This window comes from Tatumella sp. JGM91 (genome assembly GCF_018257575.1).
Lineage (GTDB): Bacteria > Pseudomonadota > Gammaproteobacteria > Enterobacterales > Enterobacteriaceae > Tatumella > Tatumella punctata.
The window spans coordinates 103596-124111 of the sequence record NZ_JAERJP010000011.1 but is presented as its reverse complement, the minus strand read 5'-3'; the positions used below and the strand labels follow the sequence as shown (position 1 = coordinate 124111).

Below are 20516 nucleotides of genomic sequence, written 5' to 3'. Positions count from 1 at the left end.
CTGATAGTGCCTGACGTGCAGGGATCTGCGGTGAATAAACATTAAGACAAAAATCTCCTCATTGTGTAGTTGCACTCGGCCCCTGAACATTAAATGCAGTACCCGATAGCAAGTTCAGGTTTGCACTTTGTCCCGGTGCCAGTTACGGTGTTTGATTTCATGTTTACTGCTATTTCCCCAGCATTCTATTTATCCTCACTCATTTTATTTCATTAACATACTATACATTTATAATTGCGTACGGGATGTAAAGACCATCAGGGTATATATCTTTAAAGCTACCGAATGGAACCCCCATCGAACCTCCGGACAAGTCTTTTGATGAGAAGATAAACCTTATCTTCTCACCTTCTCTTTTTATGCAAAATGCAATATATATAGTCGAAGCATCGCTACTATCACTGTCACAATAAAATGGAGAAACTAAAAAATATATATCCTTAGGTATGTTATAGAAGGAAATTTCAGAGTTTAAATTAATATCTGGAGGTATAAATAACTCACCAATTATCCGTGGCATTGTTGCACATGATTCAGCCGTCCATATTAGAGTGCCATTTGCATCGTAAACGTTTAAATACTTACCTTTCTCTGGGATTGCTTGCTTCGTAAATAATAACGCCCCCGAATCTCTCTGGAAGTACCCACCCGGAGCCGCTTCAAACCCGTCAAAAAGATTAAACCATATTAACTGACTTAGATTTGAATACTCGTCAGTATATGCATATTGTCTTATAGCCGAAGATCCAGAGTATGAATTAAAACTTCCATATCTAACGCCGCCAGTGAAAGGTGACGGCATGAAATCATCACCCGCCCCATCACCCTCACCTGGAGCAAAGTTACCGCCTATGTCCGTTTTGAAATAATAATTATACGTAGGGTTATCTGACGATATAGAAACATTTCCGTCCTTATTTCTTATAACTATCCCAGCCATGTTAATTCCTCCTGAACACATCAATATTTATATTAACTTTTTGATAATCCTCAGGGCCCGCGCTAGTACAGTAGATCCAAAACCCACCATTTGATGCAGCACAAGGTATCATGTTCGACAACATTGGGTGATCGTCATTGTACACAGTTGACACAATATGCGAAGAATGATCCATCCCCTGATAACTGATAAAAGTTTTTTTTTGAGTTAAAGTCAGACTCAATGAGTCCACTTTCCTAAGGTAATAATCATTAGAATCAAGAATTATATTTCCGTTTTCATCACGAACCACTATCCCGGCCACTTATTATCCTTAGCGGGACCATTAGCCCCGCATTATTGTTAGCTTGAGCTAAGTTCAACCCTCACTACCCCATTACTATCTTTCATCTGGATTTTCCCTCCACTAACATTTATATCTATGAAGCTTGCAAATCCATCTTTCCTGATCAACCATCCAGTTGAGCCATTATTCCAATTATAATTATTTGATGCGATATAATCCCCAATCTTAGCACTTGTTATTGTTCCGTCATTAATGACTGCTGAATTAATAAAAACCTGATTCCCAGAAATTGCAAAAGGAGATGTCACTTGCCCATTATCACCGCTTATCACCGCAAACCGGTCTGCCTGCACCAGGAATTGAGTACCGGTATTGTCGCTGGAAAGCCCGAAGCCAGCCACGCGTTTATTGCCGTTCGAGTCCGTCTGAACTTTCAGTGAATACGTTGCTGAAACTGTCCCATCAAGGGCCGCTACAGTCTTATTAACCGCCGATATCTGAGAACTATTATTATTCACTGACGTGGACAGGCTATTGATGGACTTAGCTTGCGAGTCTATCTCAGAACCATGGTTGTTGACTGTTGTTGTCAGAGAGCTTAATGCTGATGCATCCGCCTTGCCTGAAACAGTCTTATTCGTCTGTGACAGGCTGCTATTCAGGCTGGTGATCGCCGTACCTTGCGAACTGAGCGTGTTACCCTGGTTAGTTACGGTTGTGCTGAGGTTACTGATAGCCTTAGCGTTCGCGTCAGCTGACTGCTGAGCCTTGTACCCTTCAGTTGCATCACAGACATATACATCATCAACCAGCATTGATGTACCTTGCGTATTGGCTGGCTGTTGCGGAATAGCGAACCAAAGCACACCTTTAATGCTGTCAGCGGGTACGGTGACGTAGCCACTGTATTTCTTCCATGAGATATCCGATGGTAAGTCTGCAATCTTCACCTGAAAACACGTCGACCAGTTGTTTTGTCCGGCGAAATTATTTGTCCATATCCCCACGTTAGCGTAACCATTCTTGCTGGTACTATTCGCGTCATACCTGAACCATCCTTCGACATAGAATACCTGCCCGGGTCTGACGTTAAACCATCCGCCATAATTGACATCATTATTCCCGCCTGAGCCTGTCGGAGCTGTTCTGCGTAACTTAGCGCACTTACTCCCTGAATGGTGCGTCCCGTCAGTAATAAGGCCAACGCCATCCCGTGACTCGGTGAAAGACTCAAAGCCGGGGTCTGTGACGAGATTCCCGCCTTTTGCCTGCTGCTGGCTGAGGCTGTTATTCAGGCTGGTGATAGCGTTGCTTTGCGTGGTTAATGAGTTTCCTTGCTGAGTAACGGTATTACTCAGGTTACTCAGTGCTGAGGCATCCGCCTTTGTAGCCACGGTCTTATTGGTCTGCGCGAGGTTATTTTGCAGGCTGGTGATCGCATCACCCTGCGACGTTATCTTGTCACCCTGACTTTTCACCGTGTTAGTCAGTGTGCTGAGCGCCGATGAATCGGCCTTAGTCGCCACATCTTTATTGGTCTGCGCCAGGTTGTTCTGCAGGCTGGTGATAGAATTACCCTGCGAGGTGAGCGTGTTGCCCTGGCTGGTTACAGTTGAACTCAGAGTGCTGATCGTCTTCGCATTAGCATCAGCTGACTGCTGAGCCTTGTACCCTTCAGTTGCATCACAGACATATACATCATCAACCAGCATTGATGTACCTTGCGTATTGGCTGGCTGTTGCGGAATAGCGAACCAAAGCACACCTTTAATGCTGTCAGCGGGTACGGTGACGTAGCCACTGTATTTCTTCCATGAGATATCCGATGGTAAGTCTGCAATCTTCACCTGAAAACACGTCGACCAGTTGTTTTGTCCGGCGAAATTATTTGTCCATATCCCCACGTTAGCGTAACCATTCTTGCTGGTACTATTCGCGTCATACCTGAACCATCCTTCGACATAGAATACCTGCCCGGGTCTGACGTTAAACCATCCGCCATAATTGACATCATTATTCCCGCCTGAGCCTGTCGGAGCTGTTCTGCGTAACTTAGCGCACTTACTCCCTGAATGGTGCGTCCCGTCAGTAATAAGGCCAACGCCATCCCGTGACTCGGTGAAAGACTCAAAGCCGGGGTCTGTGACGAGATTCCCGCCTTTTGCCTGCTGCTGGCTGAGGCTGTTATTCAGGCTGGTGATAGCGTTGCTTTGCGTGGTTAATGAGTTTCCTTGCTGAGTAACGGTATTACTCAGGTTACTCAGTGCTGAGGCATCCGCCTTTGTAGCCACGGTCTTATTGGTCTGCGCGAGGTTATTTTGCAGGCTGGTGATCGCATCACCCTGCGACGTTATCTTGTCACCCTGACTTTTCACCGTGTTAGTCAGTGTGCTGAGCGCCGATGAATCGGCCTTAGTCGCCACATCTTTATTGGTCTGCGCCAGGTTGTTCTGCAGGCTGGTGATAGAATTACCCTGCGACGTTATCTTGTCACCCTGCTGGCTGACAGTGCTACTCAGACCGCTGACCGCATGAGCATTTGCGTCAATACCCGACTGAACATCCTCCGGTGCCGGGGACCAGTCAGAGGGGACTGAACCAGCTTCCAGTTGCGGGCATGATAGCCAGACTTGCTGATCCTTCGTACTGTCCTTACTGATGCGAAGCGAAACGATACTTTTGGCTGTTGTTGTCGCACCTTGCGTCCAGACAATCCAGTAACGCTGCATCGTGGTGCTCAGCTTAATCTGAATGCCGCCATCCGATCCTGTGGTGGTGGTTCCCTGAGAGCTGACGGCTTTTACTGTCGTATTCGGCGAGTAAAAGTAACACTGAGCATAATCACCCTCATGGAGAGCCTTTGCATAAAAGCTGTAAACATACGTTGTGCCTGTCACGGGGTTAATTGTGTTTGTATTCCACAAATCAACGTAATTACCCGCATCTGCTTTTGCTTTCTTAATCGTGGCTACCCGGTTGCCGTTAAAGCTTCCGTCAGTTGTACCGGCATTATGCAGCGTTGCAGTATTGGCTATCAGGTTACGGCCACCAATAACCAGCGATGAGGAGAACTGACTTACCTGCCCGGCCGTGGCCTGATCCGCCTGAGACTTCGTATAGTAATCATTTAATGCTGAGGCATCAGCCTTTTTACTTATCGCCGTACCCTGGCTGCTCACAGTATTGTTTAGCTGAGTGATTGCATTCCCCTGAGAGGTTATTACAGTCCCCTGCAGGCTGACGGTATTACTCAGCGTTGTTAGCGCCGAGGCATCCGCCTTAGTCGCCACCTCCTTATTGGTCTGTGAGAGGTTGCTTTGCAGCGTTGTGATTGCAGCCCCCTGGGAGGTTATCTCATCCCCATGGCTTTTTACTGCGCTACTGAGATCACTCACAGCACTGGCATCGGCTTTAGTGGCCACATTTTTATTGGTTTGTACCTGGCCATTTTGCAGACTGGTGATGGCGCTTCCCTGCGATGAGAGTGTGCTCCCCTGCTGGCTGACGGTGTTGCTCAATGCACTGAGGGCTGAAGCATCTGCCTTCGTCGCCACATTCTTATTAGTCTGTGTCAGGCTGTTTTGCAGAGTAGTGATGGAATTACCCTGCGAGGTAACGGTGTCTCCCTGCCGGCTGACGGTCTGCTGCAGAGCATTCAGAGCAGTTGCTTCGGCTTTTTTTGCCACGTTGCTGTCAGTGGTGCTGAGGCTGCTATTAAGCTTCGTAATATCTGATGCGTTGGCCTGAGTTGCTGTGTTCAGCGTGTCCAGTGATTTATCGATGTCAGACACACTGCCATCAAGCTTAGTTTCAAGCGCCTGTCTGGCGGTGGCCTCCGCTTTTATCGCGGTAATTCTCAGCTGCTGCTCACTGTAGATAAGGCCGGACGTTAACTGAGAGGCATCACTCCCCGTATATGGCCCGCGAAGCTGAGTGGCCAGCGTGGTCCTCTGCGTTGCCTCGGCGGCATCCGCATTCACACGCGCTGCCTGCTCATTCTGTAATGCTGCCATCCCGGCCCCCGGTGTTGGCCGGCCAACAGCAATCCAGTCATACTCAATGTAATTATTAGCATCAACCGCGGTTGATAAGTCGAAGCGGAACTGGTCAACGGCGGAAACATTGGTCCACGGTACATCATGAAATGTGATCGTTGCTGTATTATTTTCGTCCCATTCAGGCTCTGCGACAGTGACCATATTGGTGTCATTAAATGACCCCTTACTGTCTTTCCACCGTAGCTGCCCGTCCCAATGCAGTGTTCCTGTCTTTCTCAGTCTGACTTTGAGAAATCGGTACGCCGATGAATTGATGTTTAATCCCGCGGGTGAGTTTATATACTCATCACCACTGACCGCCGGACGCATCCAGCCGTCTTTTGAGATAACAGGATCGCCGCCGTGGCTTGTCCATCCCTCGCGGGTTCCGTTGTCGAAATACCAGATATCGAGGGAGTCGAACTGTTCACCGGTACCGGCGGCGACTTTGGCTATCTGCTGAGCGAGGGAGTTATCACCGTTCTGAATCAGCGTTTTCACGGTCGCGATATCTGCTGTACGTGAATTCTGCTCATTCAGAAGGGCGTCAGCCCTGGCATGAGCTTCAGCGTTGACAGCATCCGCTCTGTCACTCACCTCCTGTGATATTGCGCTGGCGTTATTCTTATCCGCTGACGCCCTTTGCTGAGCTTCAGCCGCAACAGCAGCAGTTCTGTCCTGTGCTTCCTTAATTATCGCATTCGCGTTTTCCCGGTCCGTGACTGCACGGGCCTCTGCTTCGGCGGCAACAGCCGCGGCAGCGTCTTTCTTCGCGTCTGCCAGCTGCTGATTTACCGCAGAGATCGCACTATCAAGTGAATTTTTGGCGGCAGTACTGGCCCCGGATATCTGAGCATCAACTTTCGACTGTTCCGCTTTATTATCAATCTCAGTGGTCAGGTCTTTAGCTAAATCTGTTTTGCTGATTTCCCCGGAAATATAGCTCAGTACATCGCTGGCACGGGAAGACGACTGCCCCTTCACATAATCAGTCCGGTCAGACTGATTACCCGATTTATCTGTGAATGCAGCCCGGAAGTAACGCACCACGCCGGCCGCAAGTCCGGTCAGTGAATAAGTGCTTTGAGGGTACGGAATATCAGCCAGCAGCGTTTCATCTGAATGGTCAGCAAGTGTTGAAACCATAAGCGTAGTTTTCAGGCCGTCATCAGAGCCGGTACCGAATGACCAGGTCAGATCTATCCCGAACACAGTGTTATCAGAGGCAGTCAGTGAGACCGGTACCGGCGGTTTTCCCTGCTTCCCGCTGAGGGTGACGGTATCAGCCGTTCCCCAGGGTGAAGATATTCCGGAGGAGTTTATCGCACGGACTCTGACTTCATAAACACCGGCATAAATATTATTGACGGCAAATCCCTGGCTGCTGACCGTCCCGGTATTGATCCACTCCCCGTTGTCACGCCGCCACTGGGCAGAATATTTAACCGCACCTTTCACGGCACCCCATGACACCTGAAGTGAAGACACACTGATCCCCTGGGATGTGTAACTGACTTCGTTTACCGTTATATTTACAGGCGCGGGCATAACGGCTGCAGGGGTTATCGTTACCGGTGCGGCCTGAATTTTCACCCCGTCATCAATATAGGCAAATTTATTCGGGTCGTACTGAACGCCGGCGATCGTAAAGGTACCGTCACCGTTATCAGAAACAGAGGTTACCCGGAATTGCTGCACCGCAAGGTTATCACTGTCAATCACCCAAACCGCACCAGCGACCGGTGTCTGGCTGTATGCAGTATTCACAGTGAGCGTTTTTTTATCATCACTGATATTACCGATGGTCCGTGCCTGTGATGTGCCGTCAGGCAGATTAAGAATCAGCCGGTCACCTGCTGCGAAATCGGCAGCGCGGTCGAGCGTAAAGACATTCCCGTTTACAGCAGACAGCCTGCCGCCGTTCTGTTTTCCGGCGCGGTACGGATCAGCCACACCAATGATTGAAGCAGGCAGCGGAATATGACCGTCAAGACCGACACTGAAACTTACGGTGCCGTCTTTCGAGTTTGACAGCAGTGCCCAGCGGCCCCGCCGGTTGGCTTCACTTTGTGACGTGCAGCCAATGGCCGTCAGAGTCATTTCGTTCACGCCGTAGCGGGCAATCAGATCGGGCTCACAGACAGGCTCAACTGTGTCGGCGTAATGATTTTGCGGGTCTGAGTAGCTGACCTGGCAGGAGGTATAACGGTTTTTATATGAACCGCCGGCATAAGTGAACAGTCCGTCAATGACATTTGCCGCCGTATAGGTCCAGTCCGGATCATCCGCGGGTGTGTCAGCAGTGACAGTAATCTGATCATTTCCCCAGAAGGTAATGCCGCGGAATACAGCAGCCAGGTCGTTCAGTACGGTATAGGCATCGTCCTGACTCTGAATGAATACGTTACAGGTAAACCGCGGTTCGGTCCCGCCTGCACCATCTGACACTTTCTGATCACAGTAAACGCCAATCTGATACAGCTCCCATTTATCAATCATTGAGGCATCAACACGGTTACCCATACCATAAACTTTATCCAGCAGAAGATCGTAAAAAATCCAGGCCGGGTTATCTGAATAGGCAAGCTTAAAGCCACCGGACCATGCACCGGTGTAAGTTCTGGCTTCAGAGTCATAGTTATCCGGTACGCGGATGATTTTACCTTTGACTTTACACGTCACCTTCGGGGCGCTGCCGCTGAACTGCTCAGCATCGGTTTCTATATACAGTAAGGCGGTATTCGGATAACGCAGTTTACTGTCGATGACTTCCGCAAATGAAAAGACTTTAAAGGCATTAACCAGTTTGCTGTCTGTCGAATCATCGGTGATACGGCGGACACGTACGGCCCAGCCAGACGCTGATGCCGGCAGGTTAATACGGTGATCACGCTGGTATTCTGAGGTGGTTTTACCGTCAAACTTACCGGATACCATGGTCTGCCAGCTTCCGCCGCCGACGGACAGATCGATAGCATATTCCGTGACCGTTCCGGCCATATCGCCGTTGTCTTTGTACTGATACTGCGCAGGCAGGGACAATTTTACCCGCACAGCATCCAGCGCAGCATTGGTAAACTGACGCGTCCAGGGAGATGCCTTTTTGACGAGGATACCGACTGACAATTCATTATCCACCTCTGGCATGCCCTGGATATACGACTGATCCTGTGTGCCGTTACGGAAATCAAATTTAACGCCGGTGAAATTGTAAGACCCGTCACTGTTGGCGAGTGGCGTATCATTCAGAAAAATATCCTGTGGTGACAGCGAACCTTCTATTTCACCTTCGGCAACGGCAACCAGCATTTTCAGCTTATCCGTCGACAGTAAGTCATCCGCCTGTTCAACTGGCGTATGGGCACTTGCAGCCCCGCCTTTGGCACCCTGAATGGTATTCATTGACATAAAAACTCCATAAAAAAACCACCCTGAGGTGGCTGAACATTTCTGAATGATTTACTGCTGGTCGCCGGAGAATATACCGGCACTGATAATCGCCCCGCCCACTTCCCGTTCTCCGTAAAGCAGCGGTACCGGGTAACCCATCGCTACGGTATTCACCGGTGCGCCGAAAGCATAGTTTGGCTTGTTTTCGGTGGATGAGCTGCCGACGGCATATTTGGGCTGAGGGGTCAGCATCTGGACAACACCGCCCAGCGCCATCGACAATCCGATACCTGTTAATGCCGTACTGACTGACGTTGCGCTGAGACCAAGCAGTGTAAGTGAACTACCGGCGGTAAAGTATGCTCCGACCAGTGCAGCGGCACCGATAACAACCTGCAGGAGTCCGCCGGATTTTGCCCCCTGGGGCACCGGCTGCATTGTGTAAGTCTCCGAAGTGCGCGTCAGGCCAAATCCGTCAATACCGATATTGTCTGTACCGGTAAAGAAAGCAAACCGGATACCGTCATGGTGCGCCAGTGCCATGTATTTACGGAAACCGGGCACCTGGGCGCACATAGCCCTCAGCATTTCGTTCAGGTCATCAACATGATACCGGTGCTCTTTACCGAATCGCTTACCGGCCTGACCTTTAAGGATGAGCGTTTTTAACATCAGGAATATCCTTGTGCCGGACAATCCGCACAGTCCGGTCACGGAAATATTGTCCGTAAGGGACCCGCGCTGAGAGATTGCCGAAATTGTGATGAAGAATAAGATTGTTGCCGAGATAAACGGCGGCGTGGTTGGTAACCGGCGAACCGATGCGCATCATAACCATGTCACCTGGCTGAAGGTGCTGAACTTCACGAAAGCCCTCCGCATACCAGTGATCTTCATAGCGGTTTTCTTTGCCGTCCTTCCACCATTCGTACGGTACCGACCAGTTTTTCAATACAATGCCGAACTCCCGCCGGTGGTAATCCATAATAAGTGACCAGCAGTCAGCATGTCCTAGCACCCACGGACGGCCGGTATAATCCCGGTCTGCCCTGGGTGAGAAGGTGCAAAAATCACCCTCCGGCCAGGAGATAATGCCCCACTCAAGACCGGAGTAGTCACACTGAATCCGGTCAGTTTCAGATGGGATAAGCACCGGCACATCTGGGTGAGAGTGGATAATCATGATAATTTCGCCCTGTGCTTCTGCTGACCGGTAATCAGAATCGCGCATCAGGAACTGCTCTTCCGGACTGCCAGCATCGTTATGGCATGGAATATAGTGTTGCCGGTGACCGCACTGTACAATCACGCCGCAACACTCGTTCGGGTACTCGGCAGCGGCATGCTGCCGGATCGCGTCAGTCAGTTTCTCACGCAGCATTATTTCCCCTGCAGGTTAGCGCCCGGGAAACCGCCGAACGGCAGCGGGGAGTCGGTACCGAAACGCAGTTTGCAGTCACTGAGGTAACCACCACACACGTCTTTCGACGGGTCATCTGTCGACACGCCGTCCTTTGTAAAATATTTCTCACCGGCATAATCACAGCCAGTGCCCGACCGGTACCAGCCGCGCATACACCACGTGCAGCCAGGCGTAATCTGACGTGATGGTAGTTGCAGGCTCTGGATGTTAAACGGGGAACACAGCTCGAAATCGACCTGTGCGCGGGTCTCTGAGGTTTTTGAATTGATGTAAAACAGCTGCTTTCGTGATTCATTTGGATTGGCGGCGCTGTTTCCGCCCTTCCAGTTCGCCGCATCGAGGTATTTTTTAAACGTTATATGAATTCTGACCTTCGCTTTCACCAGATCGTCATATTCAAGACAAAGTGCGGCCACAAAATTACCGACATTGCCCACTGACAGGGTCGGCGTTGCCTGAGCACCTTCGCTGGTAACAGCAAGATTAGTTAACTCATAGGGGTGCGGATCGTATTCCTCCCCCTGCCAGATAACTGACGGCAGATTGCCGGTGGTGAAGGACTGCCAGTCAGGATCGGTAATATTATACGCATGGAACCGCAGCACATCCGGCATACCAAATTCTGTGCCGTCAACCTCAATAAGCTGTACAAGGGCACCGGGTTCCAGGTGTTGCAAGTCGGCTGTAAAGCTCATATTTCACCCATAAAAAAACCGCCCGCAGGCGGCCTATTGTTTGTGATCAGATTTACGGTGCTACGGCCTCTTCAAAGGTGAAAGATATTTCGGCCCAGTTACCATAAACAAAAGAGGGGGCAATCGAGTCAGCTTTGACCCGATAAAGCTTCTTTTCTCCCCAAGGATTAGTCCAATAAAAGGAATGAACACAATGGCTGCTCAAAAAATTGCGGACTTCCAGCATATTCTCCGGACGCCCTTTGCTGGTCAGTTCCCAGGTTTCAAGAGCATCATTTAAGCCAACTCCGGAAACCTGCTTATATCCGTCTCCGAACTGGGCTGAGGATGTCTTAACCGGCAGTGTGCCTGATGCGCCTATGCTTACGCAGTAATCAAAGGTATCAGTAGTCATCATTTCCCCTTGATTGCCCGCCAGAGTGGTGTACCTTGCTTCGTTGCCTGCTCGTTAATGATATTCACTACTGCAGCCTGTATTTGCTTGGCAATGCCCTGCCCGTCAGTACCTGAATTGTTTGCTGACGCCTGCCCCTGACCGTTTACGTTCACGATAATGCCCCCCAGGTGAATCCCCCCTCCTGCCGCTGATTGACCACCGACGGCTCTTACGCCAAGTGAACCATCCTTACCGCGAGTCAATGGCATGATAGCCTCTGGTCCCGCCTCACCGAACACGCCAGCGCCTTTAGCAAAAGCGAATAGTTTGGGTGAGCTGTGTACCTGATTGCTGTATGCACTGAGCGATGGAGAGTCGTAAACGCCACCCTTTGCATTCAGTGATAGGTTATTGTAAGCACCTGATGAAAAGGAACTGCCGGATGATGCCTTAACCCCTCCTCCACCTGTAAACATTCCGCTTAAACCACCAATGATACTGCTCGCGATACCGGATATAGCCATGCGGGCTGCGATTCTGGATATGTCACCAATAACCGAATTGGCAAACCCTTTGAATGACAGCTTACCCGTTGTGGTAAAGGTAGCGATGGAATCTTCCATGCTTGAAAAAGCGTCACTGAATAGTGTTTGCGTCATTCCTGATGCATTTGAAGCGCTATCAGCATACTCTTGCCACGCTTTATCGGCTCCGTTTGACCATGAGCCTCGTATAGCGCTCATGCTTTGCGTATGCTTATCGTAATCTGAAAGCATCTGGTCATTTGCTGCCTGCTGCATAGATATTTCTTTATCTATAGTTTCGCGGTCAATGGTCGTTGTAGCAGAGGTTCGCTGCTGTCTCAGTTGGATAACCTTGTCATTCAGTTGTTGCTCAAGTGTCGTTCTTTGCGTGAGAATCCCTTGCTGATAAGCGCTGATAGAACCAGATGCAGACAATTCCTCAGTGCCATACTGTGATTGTCTGTTGCCGATATCTTTATTGATGTTTGACTGATATCCGGAAAGCTGCGTTACTTGTTTTTGTAACTGTTGCTGATGTTCGAGGGCTGCATTCTGTTGGTATAACGCCGTGATTTTATCCTGATTTGCTAACAATGACTTCTGATCAGCTGTCAATGTAGACTTACTTTTCAGATTAGCCAGCTGCTGTTCCCATTTCACAAGCGATTGCTGGGCTGTAGATAGCTTATCCGTCGTGTCGAGCTGTGACACCATTACAGCATGCTGTTGATTCAGCTGCTCGAGCAACCTGGTTCCTGCATCCTCTGTATAGGCTTTTTCATGACGCTGTTTCGGCTGCGCGGGGTCTTTATATTTGTTATCGATATCCTGCCTGAGTTGCGCTTCTTCAGCGGCGCTTATGCTCGTCCCAGCGGCCCGAGTTTTCTTCAATGCTTCGGTAAGCAGGTTCTGTTCTTTTGTCCTTTTTTCAGCATTAGATAAGGATTGTTCCTGGAGATTATCGATATACTCCTGTGCCTTAATACCAGCCTGCTGGGCCTGATTATGCTTATCGATAAAGCCATTTAGCACATCTTGGGTAGAAGCCTGACTTTGCAAAAAGGAAAGCTGTGCTTTTAATGAGGCAAGATGTTTATCCTGGACACCGCCATCGCCGATCCCACCCAAACCAAACATACCCGGCTTAACATTGCCTTGGATATCGGCGATTTGCTTTTGGACGTTCGCTATCTGCTGTTGGAGGGTCTGGCCACGACCAATATCCAGCATGCTATCCCAGGCGCCCTTCGCTGCCTCACCCACTGAATTCCAAATAGTTTCCAGTGTACCAAGGCTGTTTTTAATCTCATTTGCTCTCTGGGTTAGCGCATTGGCGTAAGCGTCATTAGCTACTTTTGCCGCGCCCTGCTGATTACCTTCGTCTTGAAGTGCCTTAATCTGGTTATAAGTAGCCAGAGTGAGGAAATGGTACTGGTCATTCAGCTTGGTAATAGCCGCCACAGGGTCTGCGGCAATATTGCTGAAGTCAGCCACCAGGCTATCTGTGGCTTGACCGGTAGCATCACTCATACTCACAATGGCCGCTGAAACTTTCTGTAGAGAATCTCCCGCAATAGTGCCGGTCGATACCGCTTGAGCGATAACTGATGACGCCTGCCCTTGTGTAGCTCCAGTGGCTGCGCTTACGGTGTCCGCCATATCAGTAAGCTGATCCGCCGTTTTCCCAACCTGGTTACCGGTCAGGATAAGTGACTTTTTAAAAGCCTCTTGCTCCTGTTCTCCTTGATAATATGCCAGTCCGAGAACTGCTACTGCGGCACCTGCAATGGTAAGTGGATTGACTAATCCAGCAAGGTAAGTGCCGACTGCTTTAATTGTCGGCCCAAGTCCACCCATCATGCCGCTTAACATACTGCCCTGCTGAACCAGCGCCATGATAGGCGACTGCCCACTGGCAATACTCGTTACCATCCACGACAGTTGGGACGGTATCATTGCCATGTTGTGGGCCGCATGTCTGGAGGTGTCACCTGTCTTTGTCAGCGCCTCAGAAAAACCAGTTAACTTACTCCTGGCCTGGTCAATCCTGTCGCTGTATTCAGTGAAGGTTTCTTCATCCAGCATACCTTTGCTTTTGAACTTAGATAGAGCCTGCTGCTGATCATCAAGTCGGTTCAGAGCGGCATTAATTGGATTGATTTTGTCCAGCAAAGAACCAAGGGCTTTGGCTTCGTCATTCGTGGCTTTGGTCGCCGCCTGTGTGGACTTAGTAACATCATCTACAAGCCTGGGACCCTGCTTCATCCAAGAGTTGTAATCTTTTGTCGCCCCAGATAAGTTTTCAGTAGCTGTTTCGGCTTTCTCACCAGCCTGGGTAAGTTTTGCGAGGGATGTTGCCAGTGAGTCGGCATTCTTTTGAGCCCCAGAGCTGTCTATAATGACTGCGAGACGTGAAGATTGTTCTGCCATTTACTTTTCTCCGGGCATAAAAAAACCCAGCATTTGCTGGGTCCATAAAAACTAGCTGACTATGGGGTCGTGCCATATTCCTGCTTATAATTACTTTCCATTTGCTCACAAACGCTGGCAATGAATTGCCTCTCAGACTGTGTGTTTGAAACCTTATCCTGATTAGATTTACACAAGCTGATCGCATCACGAGCATGAGCTTTTGCTTTTTCCTCTGGTGAAGAATTCAAAATGGAACCCCACAGAAAAAATACAACAACCACGGCAAAAATAGCCCAGAGAATCCCTTTCATATATACATCCCAACGAATAATTTATAGTGATATTCTTCTACGAATTAGTGCATAAAAAAACAGCAAGATGAGTATTAACTATTGCAGTGTTGCCGTATTGCTATCTTTCTGAACTCCGAGGACACCTTTCACTTTCTCCATTCGATGGATCTCTTTATCTACATCTTTTTCTGCAACACCAAAGACTAAAACATTCATTGTTTTCAGATCATGAACAACACGTATATCATCAGCCTTAGCAGCGGAAATAACGTCCGCTTTACTCTCTTCCGAATAGTGAACAATTATATTGTCTGTTTTCATCACGCGTTCTTTTATATCCTGCTCCTGATGAGAAGCACAAGCCGACAGAACTAAAGCTGAAATCAAAATAAGCTTCTTCACATCCCTACCCTCATTGATAAAGTCAGGATTAATCCTAGGACTAAAATTATGCAAAGGAAAGCAAATCAGCCCTCGTCACCGTCCGAATTCGCTTCGACCTGCTGCTGTTGTCGTGACCATTCTGCCCGATATTCATCATCCAGTGCGAAAATAGCTGCTTCGAATAACTCACGATCTACCACCAACGGGCGTGGTGCCAGATAAGCATCAATATCTCTGATGGAGATTGGCAAAGGTGATGCAGCCATTCCCGTGTATCGCCTGCCGCGGCTTATCGTGGCATAGGAAGACAATAGTAGTGCAGTCAGTTCATCAACATCTGGTTCGTCACCAGATTTGATACCTAATCGTTCTTCACGCCAGCGATTACGTTCACCCTCCAGCCCAGAGTAACGGTTAAGCCACTTCTGCGCGGTTATTACTTTCCCACTGCATCCTGCTTCCGTTCTTCTTTGCCAGCAGCAATCTCGGCACCGGTCTGAATTATAGTCCAGTAGAACTCAGGGTTTTGTTGTAGGAATGCCAGCCCGGCTTCCGGCGTATAGGGGATCGCCTGCTCTTTACCGTTCACCACTTCGCCAACACCATCCCAATCCAGTAGAAGGTGACGACTACACGTTTCCAGCAGCAAGTCATCCATGGAGTCGATATCACCTACAGCGTCCAGGCTGAAATCAGTGGTACCTGCTTTAAACAGACTGTCCAGCTTATCGATGTGGCGGCGAACCAGCGCGGTACGGGATTTAAAACCGTGATTTGAGGTGCTGCCAACTTTCAGTTTCAACCCGGCGACAGGCTCAATCCAGCGGGTGCCATCAGCGTCCAGATGTTTATTAATAATTAACATGATACCTCCGTGTTAAAAGGCCCGAGTCGCCATACAGAACGACATGGGCAAAGATGAGGAATTAACCAGCGGTTGACCCGCTTGTAGTATTTGAGTCGGCAGCTGCCTGTGAATGAGATTTTACAGCTGGTACACGGGTAATGGTCGGGGGTGTGTCCGAACCGGTGATATTAAGCTGCACCTGAACGATGTCAGTATTGCCACCATCCGGCCAGTCACCATCAACCTGCACAGACGGGAAGTTAAAGGTATACGAACCTTCGTCATTCGCGATCGTGAAGCTGAAAGGCATTGATGCACCGGTGAGTGTTTTCTTCCACGCCTCATAGGCTGATTTCGACCAGGACAGTGTGATTTGGCCAGACGGTGTGAACGTGGTCGGGATATTTGCTCCAGCAAAACCAGTTCCGGTACCGATACAGCGCTGTGTCTGCAGGTTGTTGTCGAACTGGATGTTGAAAGTATCGACACAGAATCCGTCACCACCACTTACACCATTCAGGCTGATTGCAGTTACCTGTTTGAATGAGAAACGGAGTTTGCCGTCAGCATCAGTTGGTGAACTGAAATAACTGGTGCCATCGTCTTTGTCAGCCCAGCCGAGTCCGGATAGCGTGACGGTAGCCTGCAAATCGCCATCGTTCGGGATTTCGAGCTTGAAGGTACCAACCTGGCAGCCGGTAGCGATGGACGCCACACCAATGTCTGAGGCAAATGTGGCAACTGAGAATGCGATGCGGTCGTTCCCCATAACCAGCTTGTTATCGGCCCAGTCACTGCCAAAGCAGGATGCCAGGAAAAGGTCATGCTGACCGTAGCGGAATTTACAGACCACATCACCGCCAACATCAGTGGTGCCCGGCGTCTTACCGTTTGCCATACGAGTACCGCCGATTTCGGCATTGTCGATCATGTTCTGCGTAGGTTTCAGTCCATTGGACGTACGTTTCCACAACAGCCATGACGGGTTATTCGGCGTAGTGCCGGCAGTTGTTTCGCGGCAGTAAGCCAACTGTATTTTTGCTCCAGATGACATTTTGTCTCCTGATTAGCGCTACATAGCGCGGTATGGGATGGAAAGATTTAACTGCGCCCAACCGTCTGTTTCTCCGGCATCGACCGCGCTTACAGCGAAGTAATCCAGTGCACCATCCGTCTGGAACTCGAACAATTCACGAATGGCATCAGCCGTTTCGGTGATAAGCAGCGATCGGGCACCGGATGGGACGAACAACTGGATGATGATGGTACCGGTACGGTGGACAACCGGGCCGTCACCGATTTCAACCGCGCCAGCCAGTCCGGGAAGGTTGGTTAACCGCGCCCAGATGGTTTTCCCTGTCGGGTCGAAAATCGGGTCATTCGGATAAGTCACAGAATTTGCAGGCATGGCTGACTGCACCGTCATTCGTTTAATGACAGCGTTGCGTATTTCGGTAAGGGTCATTTGTTGGCCTGCGCTACTCCGTTAAATGCATTGGCGTAGACACCCGTCGGGGCTTGCTTTGAGTGCCCGTTTTCGAGTGGGACGCTGTAAGGTAGATTCGACTGGATATAGATAACTGAGAAAGGCTTACCTGTGGCGATGACTGCATTCCCCTGCTGAATGGTGCGGGAACCTTCTTCATCGGGACCGGCAGGCTCTGAGTAATCAGGCTCACCGACACTGACAAGATTTGACGCCCGGAACGTACCGCCGACATAGCCGGGAGGCGGTTTACTCATCCACAGTTCGGGATTTCCGACCGGCGATGTCATCACAATCTCATTCAGTAACTGAACGGAAATAACCCTCAGTTTTTTTCCGACATCCTCTTTGACCATTCCTGCAAACTCTGACGGGTCAAAACTCCAGCCTTTCGCCACGCTATGCCCTCCGCAACTGGATAGAATACGTGGCTTTCGCCGCATCAGTACCAACAGTGACAACCTTGTACGCCTGCTGTTCGCCAGAGACCAGATCATCGGTCAAAACAACATGCCCTTCTGCTGGCTTGTCAGTGACTTCGTTGGTCAGCGCGGTTAACTTCAAGTCACCGTGAAGGATGTTTACGCCATCGATGCGACTCAGACTATAGTCTGATAACACACCGCGTCCCGAGTAGCTGACCGTCTGGCTAGTTGTTTTCTCAGTCACCGGGTCAACTTCACCGGCCACGACATAACTGGCAGTGAATTTGTTAACGGCATCAGCCAGGCCGCCAGCATCATCGAAAGCAGCGGCAATCTCGGTTTGCAGCTCATCACGAATGCCCACACTACCCCCTTACCAGTCTGACCTGCGATGTGCTGAGCCCGTACGGTTTCAGTATCGCCATCGCCAGCTGTAGGTTTGAATCCAGCAGAGTTGAGCTGTTTGCATCCAGTTCAGCAAAGGTTTTCGATACACTGACGCCGTTGGCATCGACGGACTTACTCAGCAGTGATCCTGAATCGGTCTTTTGCTGGTACAGGCCGCCAGTCGACGCTGCCAGAGCTGCATAGGCACCTGCTGTTTTCACATCATCAGGGATGACCTGTTCATGCGTTACCTTGTCGCACGGCAGGCGCAGTGACAGGCCATTCAGCCAGGCATTAGCCATTAATACTGCTTTCGCTTTGCCGCCGGTATCTGCCCAAGCGCTACCCAGCAATGCATCAACATCATCAACTGTGATAAAGGTGACCATGATTACACCTCAATTTTCCAGCCATGCGCTTTCCAGACTTCAACTTCTTCCGGATGCACATTCGCTTTGGTGGGTGCGTCCTCGAACGCCGGAAACTCTGTCACCATGCAGATAAATGCCGGCTGGCTTTGCGCTTTCTCAGCCTCGCGCTGTGCCCGTTGTTCTTTCGTCAGTCCGGCCATAAGCCCTCCATGAAAACGGGGCCGAAGCCCCGAGGTTGTAACCAGGCTTAAGCCAGCAGGATGGTCGCGTGCTCTGGCTTGATGGATGCCACACCCCATGCCAGACCAACTTCATAACGCACCTGACGGTACTGACGGTACAGCGCCACCTGGAAAGTGATTCCAGACACTGGATCAGTTACGTTCATCACGTCATCAGCGGTATCGCCGCCCTGCGGCATCGCAGGAGTACGTGCAGCCAGCAGGAATGCGTTGCGGTCAAAAGCCATGTTTGCGGTGAAGCCACCAATAACGGTGATTTCAGCATCATCAGCCAGATCTTGTCGCAGGCCGGGTGCCGCCAATGTGATAGTGGTCGCCGTCGTAGCCACTACAAGGTAAGTATTATCATCGCCCGCAAATTTAACCGCATTACCCTGCAGGATACCGCCAGTGCCTGAGTCTACCGCAATGATGATATCGCCTTCTTTTTTAGCCCCGTTCACCAGATAGCCAGTCGAAGCCGTTGCAGCCACTTTTGCAACACCCGCCGACTCATGGATATTGAAGCCTTCAACCCGACCAATCACACCCTCGCGGAGTAATTGATCCGTGCCGGCTTCATTCATTTTGAACAGAACGGATTGTTTACCGCGCATGTTGGCGATGGCCGCTGAACCCAGGACCATTTGCAGGTCAGTGGTTGGTGCACCATTGTCAGTAAGCACCTGGCGAGATAGAGCGAAATCAGACAGGTCATCTTTCACACCGAATGGAGCGGTACCGGCTGTGCCAACTGCGCGGGATGAGTTGAAATACAATGCACCCAGGTCAGCATCGACTTCGTTCGCCAGCGCACGAAATGCCTGCTTGAACTGGTCAGCCAGAATGGTGTTGTAGGTACCGGATGGTCCGATAGCCAGTTGCTCTTCACCGTTCCATTTAACCGCTGCCATTTTGGACTTAGTGATTTGTACGTTAACGGTACCAATATTTTGATCACCGGTATTCGGTGCAGCTGGACCCGGGGTGATATCAACGGTAGTTGCAACCGGTGCGACTGGTGCTGTTACCGTCTGCCCTTTTGCCGCCGCGTCAGTTTTTGCGTTACGGGCCACAGCAGGAATAAAGCCGACCTGTTCGCGTGAAACAACGTCCAGCGCGGTAAAAATGGTCGGGATTAGATTAGTCAGCGTATTCGCCATCTCTTGATTTCCTATTAAGTTGATATGAGGTTTTTTGAGCCATCCAGCTCAGGCACCAAACCCCATCCGAGGCGTGGCAGTTGGTGATCGTTAATCGACGATGGTGACACCGTCTTTGAGTGCAGAGCGTTGCTCAACAGGCCCCAACCCTTTGAAGGTTTCGCTCTTCATTGTCTTTTGTCCGGCTGCATGCTGTGATTGCTGAGAGCCGCCGCCGCTATTGCCGCTGGCTTTCAGAATGTGGTCTTTCTGCGGGTATTGCTCGACCAGGTACTCCAGCGCTTCATCAAATCCTGCGACTTCGCCGGGCTTGGAGCGGGAGTAAACCTTGTTACCGCTGCCGTCATAGGCAACGACCTGACCGTCTTCGATTTTGAATGCCTGACCAAAGCGGGCCTGAACAAAATCAGCAGGAATCGCCAGTTTTTCGGTGATGAACTGGGAGCCAGCAAAGCGACCGCCGATCATCTCGTTGTAGAGCTGACCTTGCAGAGCCTTATTCTGCTGACTTGCTTCGTCCAACTGGGTCTGAAACGATTTGGTGATTTCCGCCTTAACCTGGTCAACAGAACCCGCGTCGATCAGCTTTTTCTGGTCGATTTTGGTCATCATGTCCAAAGCTTCCAGCGCCTTTGACGGGTCGGTGATGCCGGAGAATTTCGCCAGATTCGATTCTGCGGCTTCTTTGGCCTCACGGTGTGATTTGGCCTCGCCATTCAGTGCTGAGATTTTCCCGATAGCCTGTGCAGCATCGAAACCAATCTCTTTGCCGTCTGCATGCACATAGATCGGCAGACCATTATCATCGAGAGCCGCGTAATTCTGACCGTTCACTTCTACTGTTTTCAGTTTCATG

At 50.1% G+C, this 20516-nt stretch carries 19 protein-coding genes; all 19 read right to left on the bottom strand.

Translation table 11 applies throughout. From position 1 onward, the window contains the following. Positions 1-220 precede the first annotated feature (220 nt). The 19 genes from JK198_RS09395 to JK198_RS09305 all read right to left on the bottom strand — a co-directional run bounded on the left by JK198_RS09395 (position 221) and on the right by JK198_RS09305 (position 20515). The gene (locus JK198_RS09395; protein ID WP_212710441.1) at positions 221-940 is read right to left on the bottom strand and encodes a hypothetical protein; all 720 of its coding nucleotides are present in this window, start codon (positions 938-940) and stop codon (positions 221-223) included. 342 nt (positions 941-1282) lie between these two features. Then, positions 1283-8671: a DUF1983 domain-containing protein gene (locus tag JK198_RS09390; RefSeq protein ID WP_212710440.1), complete on the bottom strand. Its 7389-nt coding sequence runs from the start codon at positions 8669-8671 to the stop codon at positions 1283-1285. Positions 8672-8722: 51 nt separating this feature from the next. After that, positions 8723-9325 (bottom strand): tail assembly protein, encoded by a 603-nt coding sequence (locus tag JK198_RS09385; protein ID WP_212708862.1) that lies wholly within the window; start codon positions 9323-9325, stop codon positions 8723-8725. Beyond that, positions 9303-10031, bottom strand: coding sequence for a C40 family peptidase (locus JK198_RS09380; protein ID WP_212708872.1), 729 nt, complete (start codon positions 10029-10031; stop codon positions 9303-9305). Before JK198_RS09380 ends, JK198_RS09385 begins: the two co-directional genes overlap by 23 nt. A gap of 2 nt (positions 10032-10033) precedes the next feature. Then, the gene (locus JK198_RS09375; protein WP_212710439.1) at positions 10034-10771 is read right to left on the bottom strand and encodes a phage minor tail protein L; all 738 of its coding nucleotides are present in this window, start codon (positions 10769-10771) and stop codon (positions 10034-10036) included. Between the two features lie 52 nt (positions 10772-10823). Then, entirely contained in the window at positions 10824-11168 is a 345-nt protein-coding gene (locus JK198_RS09370) for a phage tail protein (protein ID WP_349290187.1), read from the bottom strand. Then, a complete protein-coding gene (locus JK198_RS09365; protein ID WP_212710438.1) occupies positions 11165-14101 on the bottom strand; it encodes a phage tail tape measure protein in 2937 nt (978 codons plus the stop codon). Before JK198_RS09365 ends, JK198_RS09370 begins: the two co-directional genes overlap by 4 nt. A gap of 59 nt (positions 14102-14160) precedes the next feature. Beyond that, positions 14161-14394 carry a hypothetical protein gene (locus tag JK198_RS09360; RefSeq protein WP_212710437.1) on the bottom strand — a complete coding sequence of 78 codons (234 nt, stop codon included), beginning with the start codon at positions 14392-14394 and terminating at the stop codon, positions 14161-14163. Positions 14395-14472: 78 nt separating this feature from the next. Further along, positions 14473-14778 carry a hypothetical protein gene (locus JK198_RS09355; protein WP_212708866.1) on the bottom strand — a complete coding sequence of 102 codons (306 nt, stop codon included), beginning with the start codon at positions 14776-14778 and terminating at the stop codon, positions 14473-14475. 65 nt (positions 14779-14843) lie between these two features. Further along, a complete protein-coding gene (locus JK198_RS09350; RefSeq protein ID WP_212709625.1) occupies positions 14844-15026 on the bottom strand; it encodes a hypothetical protein in 183 nt (60 codons plus the stop codon). 170 nt (positions 15027-15196) lie between these two features. Continuing rightward, complete coding sequence (locus tag JK198_RS09345) at positions 15197-15625, bottom strand: hypothetical protein (RefSeq protein ID WP_212709624.1); 429 nt, start codon at positions 15623-15625, stop codon at positions 15197-15199. Positions 15626-15686: 61 nt separating this feature from the next. Then, positions 15687-16661: a phage tail tube protein gene (locus JK198_RS09340; protein ID WP_249213290.1), complete on the bottom strand. Its 975-nt coding sequence runs from the start codon at positions 16659-16661 to the stop codon at positions 15687-15689. Positions 16662-16679: 18 nt separating this feature from the next. Beyond that, positions 16680-17072: a phage tail terminator-like protein gene (locus JK198_RS09335; protein ID WP_212710436.1), complete on the bottom strand. Its 393-nt coding sequence runs from the start codon at positions 17070-17072 to the stop codon at positions 16680-16682. Then, a complete protein-coding gene (locus JK198_RS09330; protein ID WP_212709621.1) occupies positions 17069-17491 on the bottom strand; it encodes an HK97 gp10 family phage protein in 423 nt (140 codons plus the stop codon). The genes JK198_RS09335 and JK198_RS09330 overlap by 4 nt, the downstream gene beginning before the upstream one ends. Position 17492: 1 nt before the next feature. Continuing rightward, positions 17493-17882, bottom strand: coding sequence for a glutamate 5-kinase (locus tag JK198_RS09325; protein WP_212709620.1), 390 nt, complete (start codon positions 17880-17882; stop codon positions 17493-17495). Between the two features lies 1 nt (position 17883). Continuing rightward, positions 17884-18294, bottom strand: coding sequence for a protein singed (locus JK198_RS09320; protein WP_212710435.1), 411 nt, complete (start codon positions 18292-18294; stop codon positions 17884-17886). A 2-nt stretch (positions 18295-18296) separates the two neighbouring features. Next, on the bottom strand, positions 18297-18476 hold the full coding sequence (locus JK198_RS09315) for a hypothetical protein (RefSeq protein ID WP_212710434.1): 180 nt from the start codon (positions 18474-18476) through the stop codon (positions 18297-18299). 47 nt (positions 18477-18523) lie between these two features. Then, positions 18524-19660, bottom strand: a complete 1137-nt coding sequence (locus tag JK198_RS09310) for a P22 phage major capsid protein family protein (RefSeq protein ID WP_212710433.1) — start codon at positions 19658-19660, stop codon at positions 18524-18526. A gap of 90 nt (positions 19661-19750) precedes the next feature. Continuing rightward, on the bottom strand, positions 19751-20515 hold the full coding sequence (locus JK198_RS09305; protein ID WP_212710432.1) for a DUF6651 domain-containing protein: 765 nt from the start codon (positions 20513-20515) through the stop codon (positions 19751-19753). Between the last annotated feature and the right edge of the window lies 1 nt (position 20516).

Excerpts from the sequence above, each read along its gene's own strand:
- JK198_RS09345 (WP_212709624.1), bottom strand. The coding sequence starts at position 15,625 with ATGTTAATTATTAATAAACATCTGGACGCTGATGGCACCCGCTGGATT.
- JK198_RS09305 (WP_212710432.1), bottom strand. The coding sequence starts at position 20,515 with ATGAAACTGAAAACAGTAGAAGTGAACGGTCAGAATTACGCGGCTCTC.
- JK198_RS09310 (WP_212710433.1), bottom strand. The coding sequence starts at position 19,660 with ATGGCGAATACGCTGACTAATCTAATCCCGACCATTTTTACCGCGCTG.
- JK198_RS09375 (WP_212710439.1), bottom strand. The coding sequence starts at position 10,771 with ATGAGCTTTACAGCCGACTTGCAACACCTGGAACCCGGTGCCCTTGTA.
- JK198_RS09350 (WP_212709625.1), bottom strand. The coding sequence starts at position 15,026 with ATGGCTGCATCACCTTTGCCAATCTCCATCAGAGATATTGATGCTTAT.
- JK198_RS09395 (WP_212710441.1), bottom strand. The coding sequence starts at position 940 with ATGGCTGGGATAGTTATAAGAAATAAGGACGGAAATGTTTCTATATCG.
- JK198_RS09365 (WP_212710438.1), bottom strand. The coding sequence starts at position 14,101 with ATGGCAGAACAATCTTCACGTCTCGCAGTCATTATAGACAGCTCTGGG.
- JK198_RS09370 (WP_349290187.1), bottom strand. The coding sequence starts at position 11,168 with ATGATGACTACTGATACCTTTGATTACTGCGTAAGCATAGGCGCATCA.
- JK198_RS09340 (WP_249213290.1), bottom strand. The coding sequence starts at position 16,661 with ATGTCATCTGGAGCAAAAATACAGTTGGCTTACTGCCGCGAAACAACT.
- JK198_RS09360 (WP_212710437.1), bottom strand. The coding sequence starts at position 14,394 with ATGAAAGGGATTCTCTGGGCTATTTTTGCCGTGGTTGTTGTATTTTTT.
- JK198_RS09390 (WP_212710440.1), bottom strand. The coding sequence starts at position 8,671 with ATGTCAATGAATACCATTCAGGGTGCCAAAGGCGGGGCTGCAAGTGCC.
- JK198_RS09335 (WP_212710436.1), bottom strand. The coding sequence starts at position 17,072 with ATGACCCTTACCGAAATACGCAACGCTGTCATTAAACGAATGACGGTG.
- JK198_RS09320 (WP_212710435.1), bottom strand. The coding sequence starts at position 18,294 with ATGGTCACCTTTATCACAGTTGATGATGTTGATGCATTGCTGGGTAGC.
- JK198_RS09315 (WP_212710434.1), bottom strand. The coding sequence starts at position 18,476 with ATGGCCGGACTGACGAAAGAACAACGGGCACAGCGCGAGGCTGAGAAA.
- JK198_RS09385 (WP_212708862.1), bottom strand. The coding sequence starts at position 9,325 with ATGTTAAAAACGCTCATCCTTAAAGGTCAGGCCGGTAAGCGATTCGGT.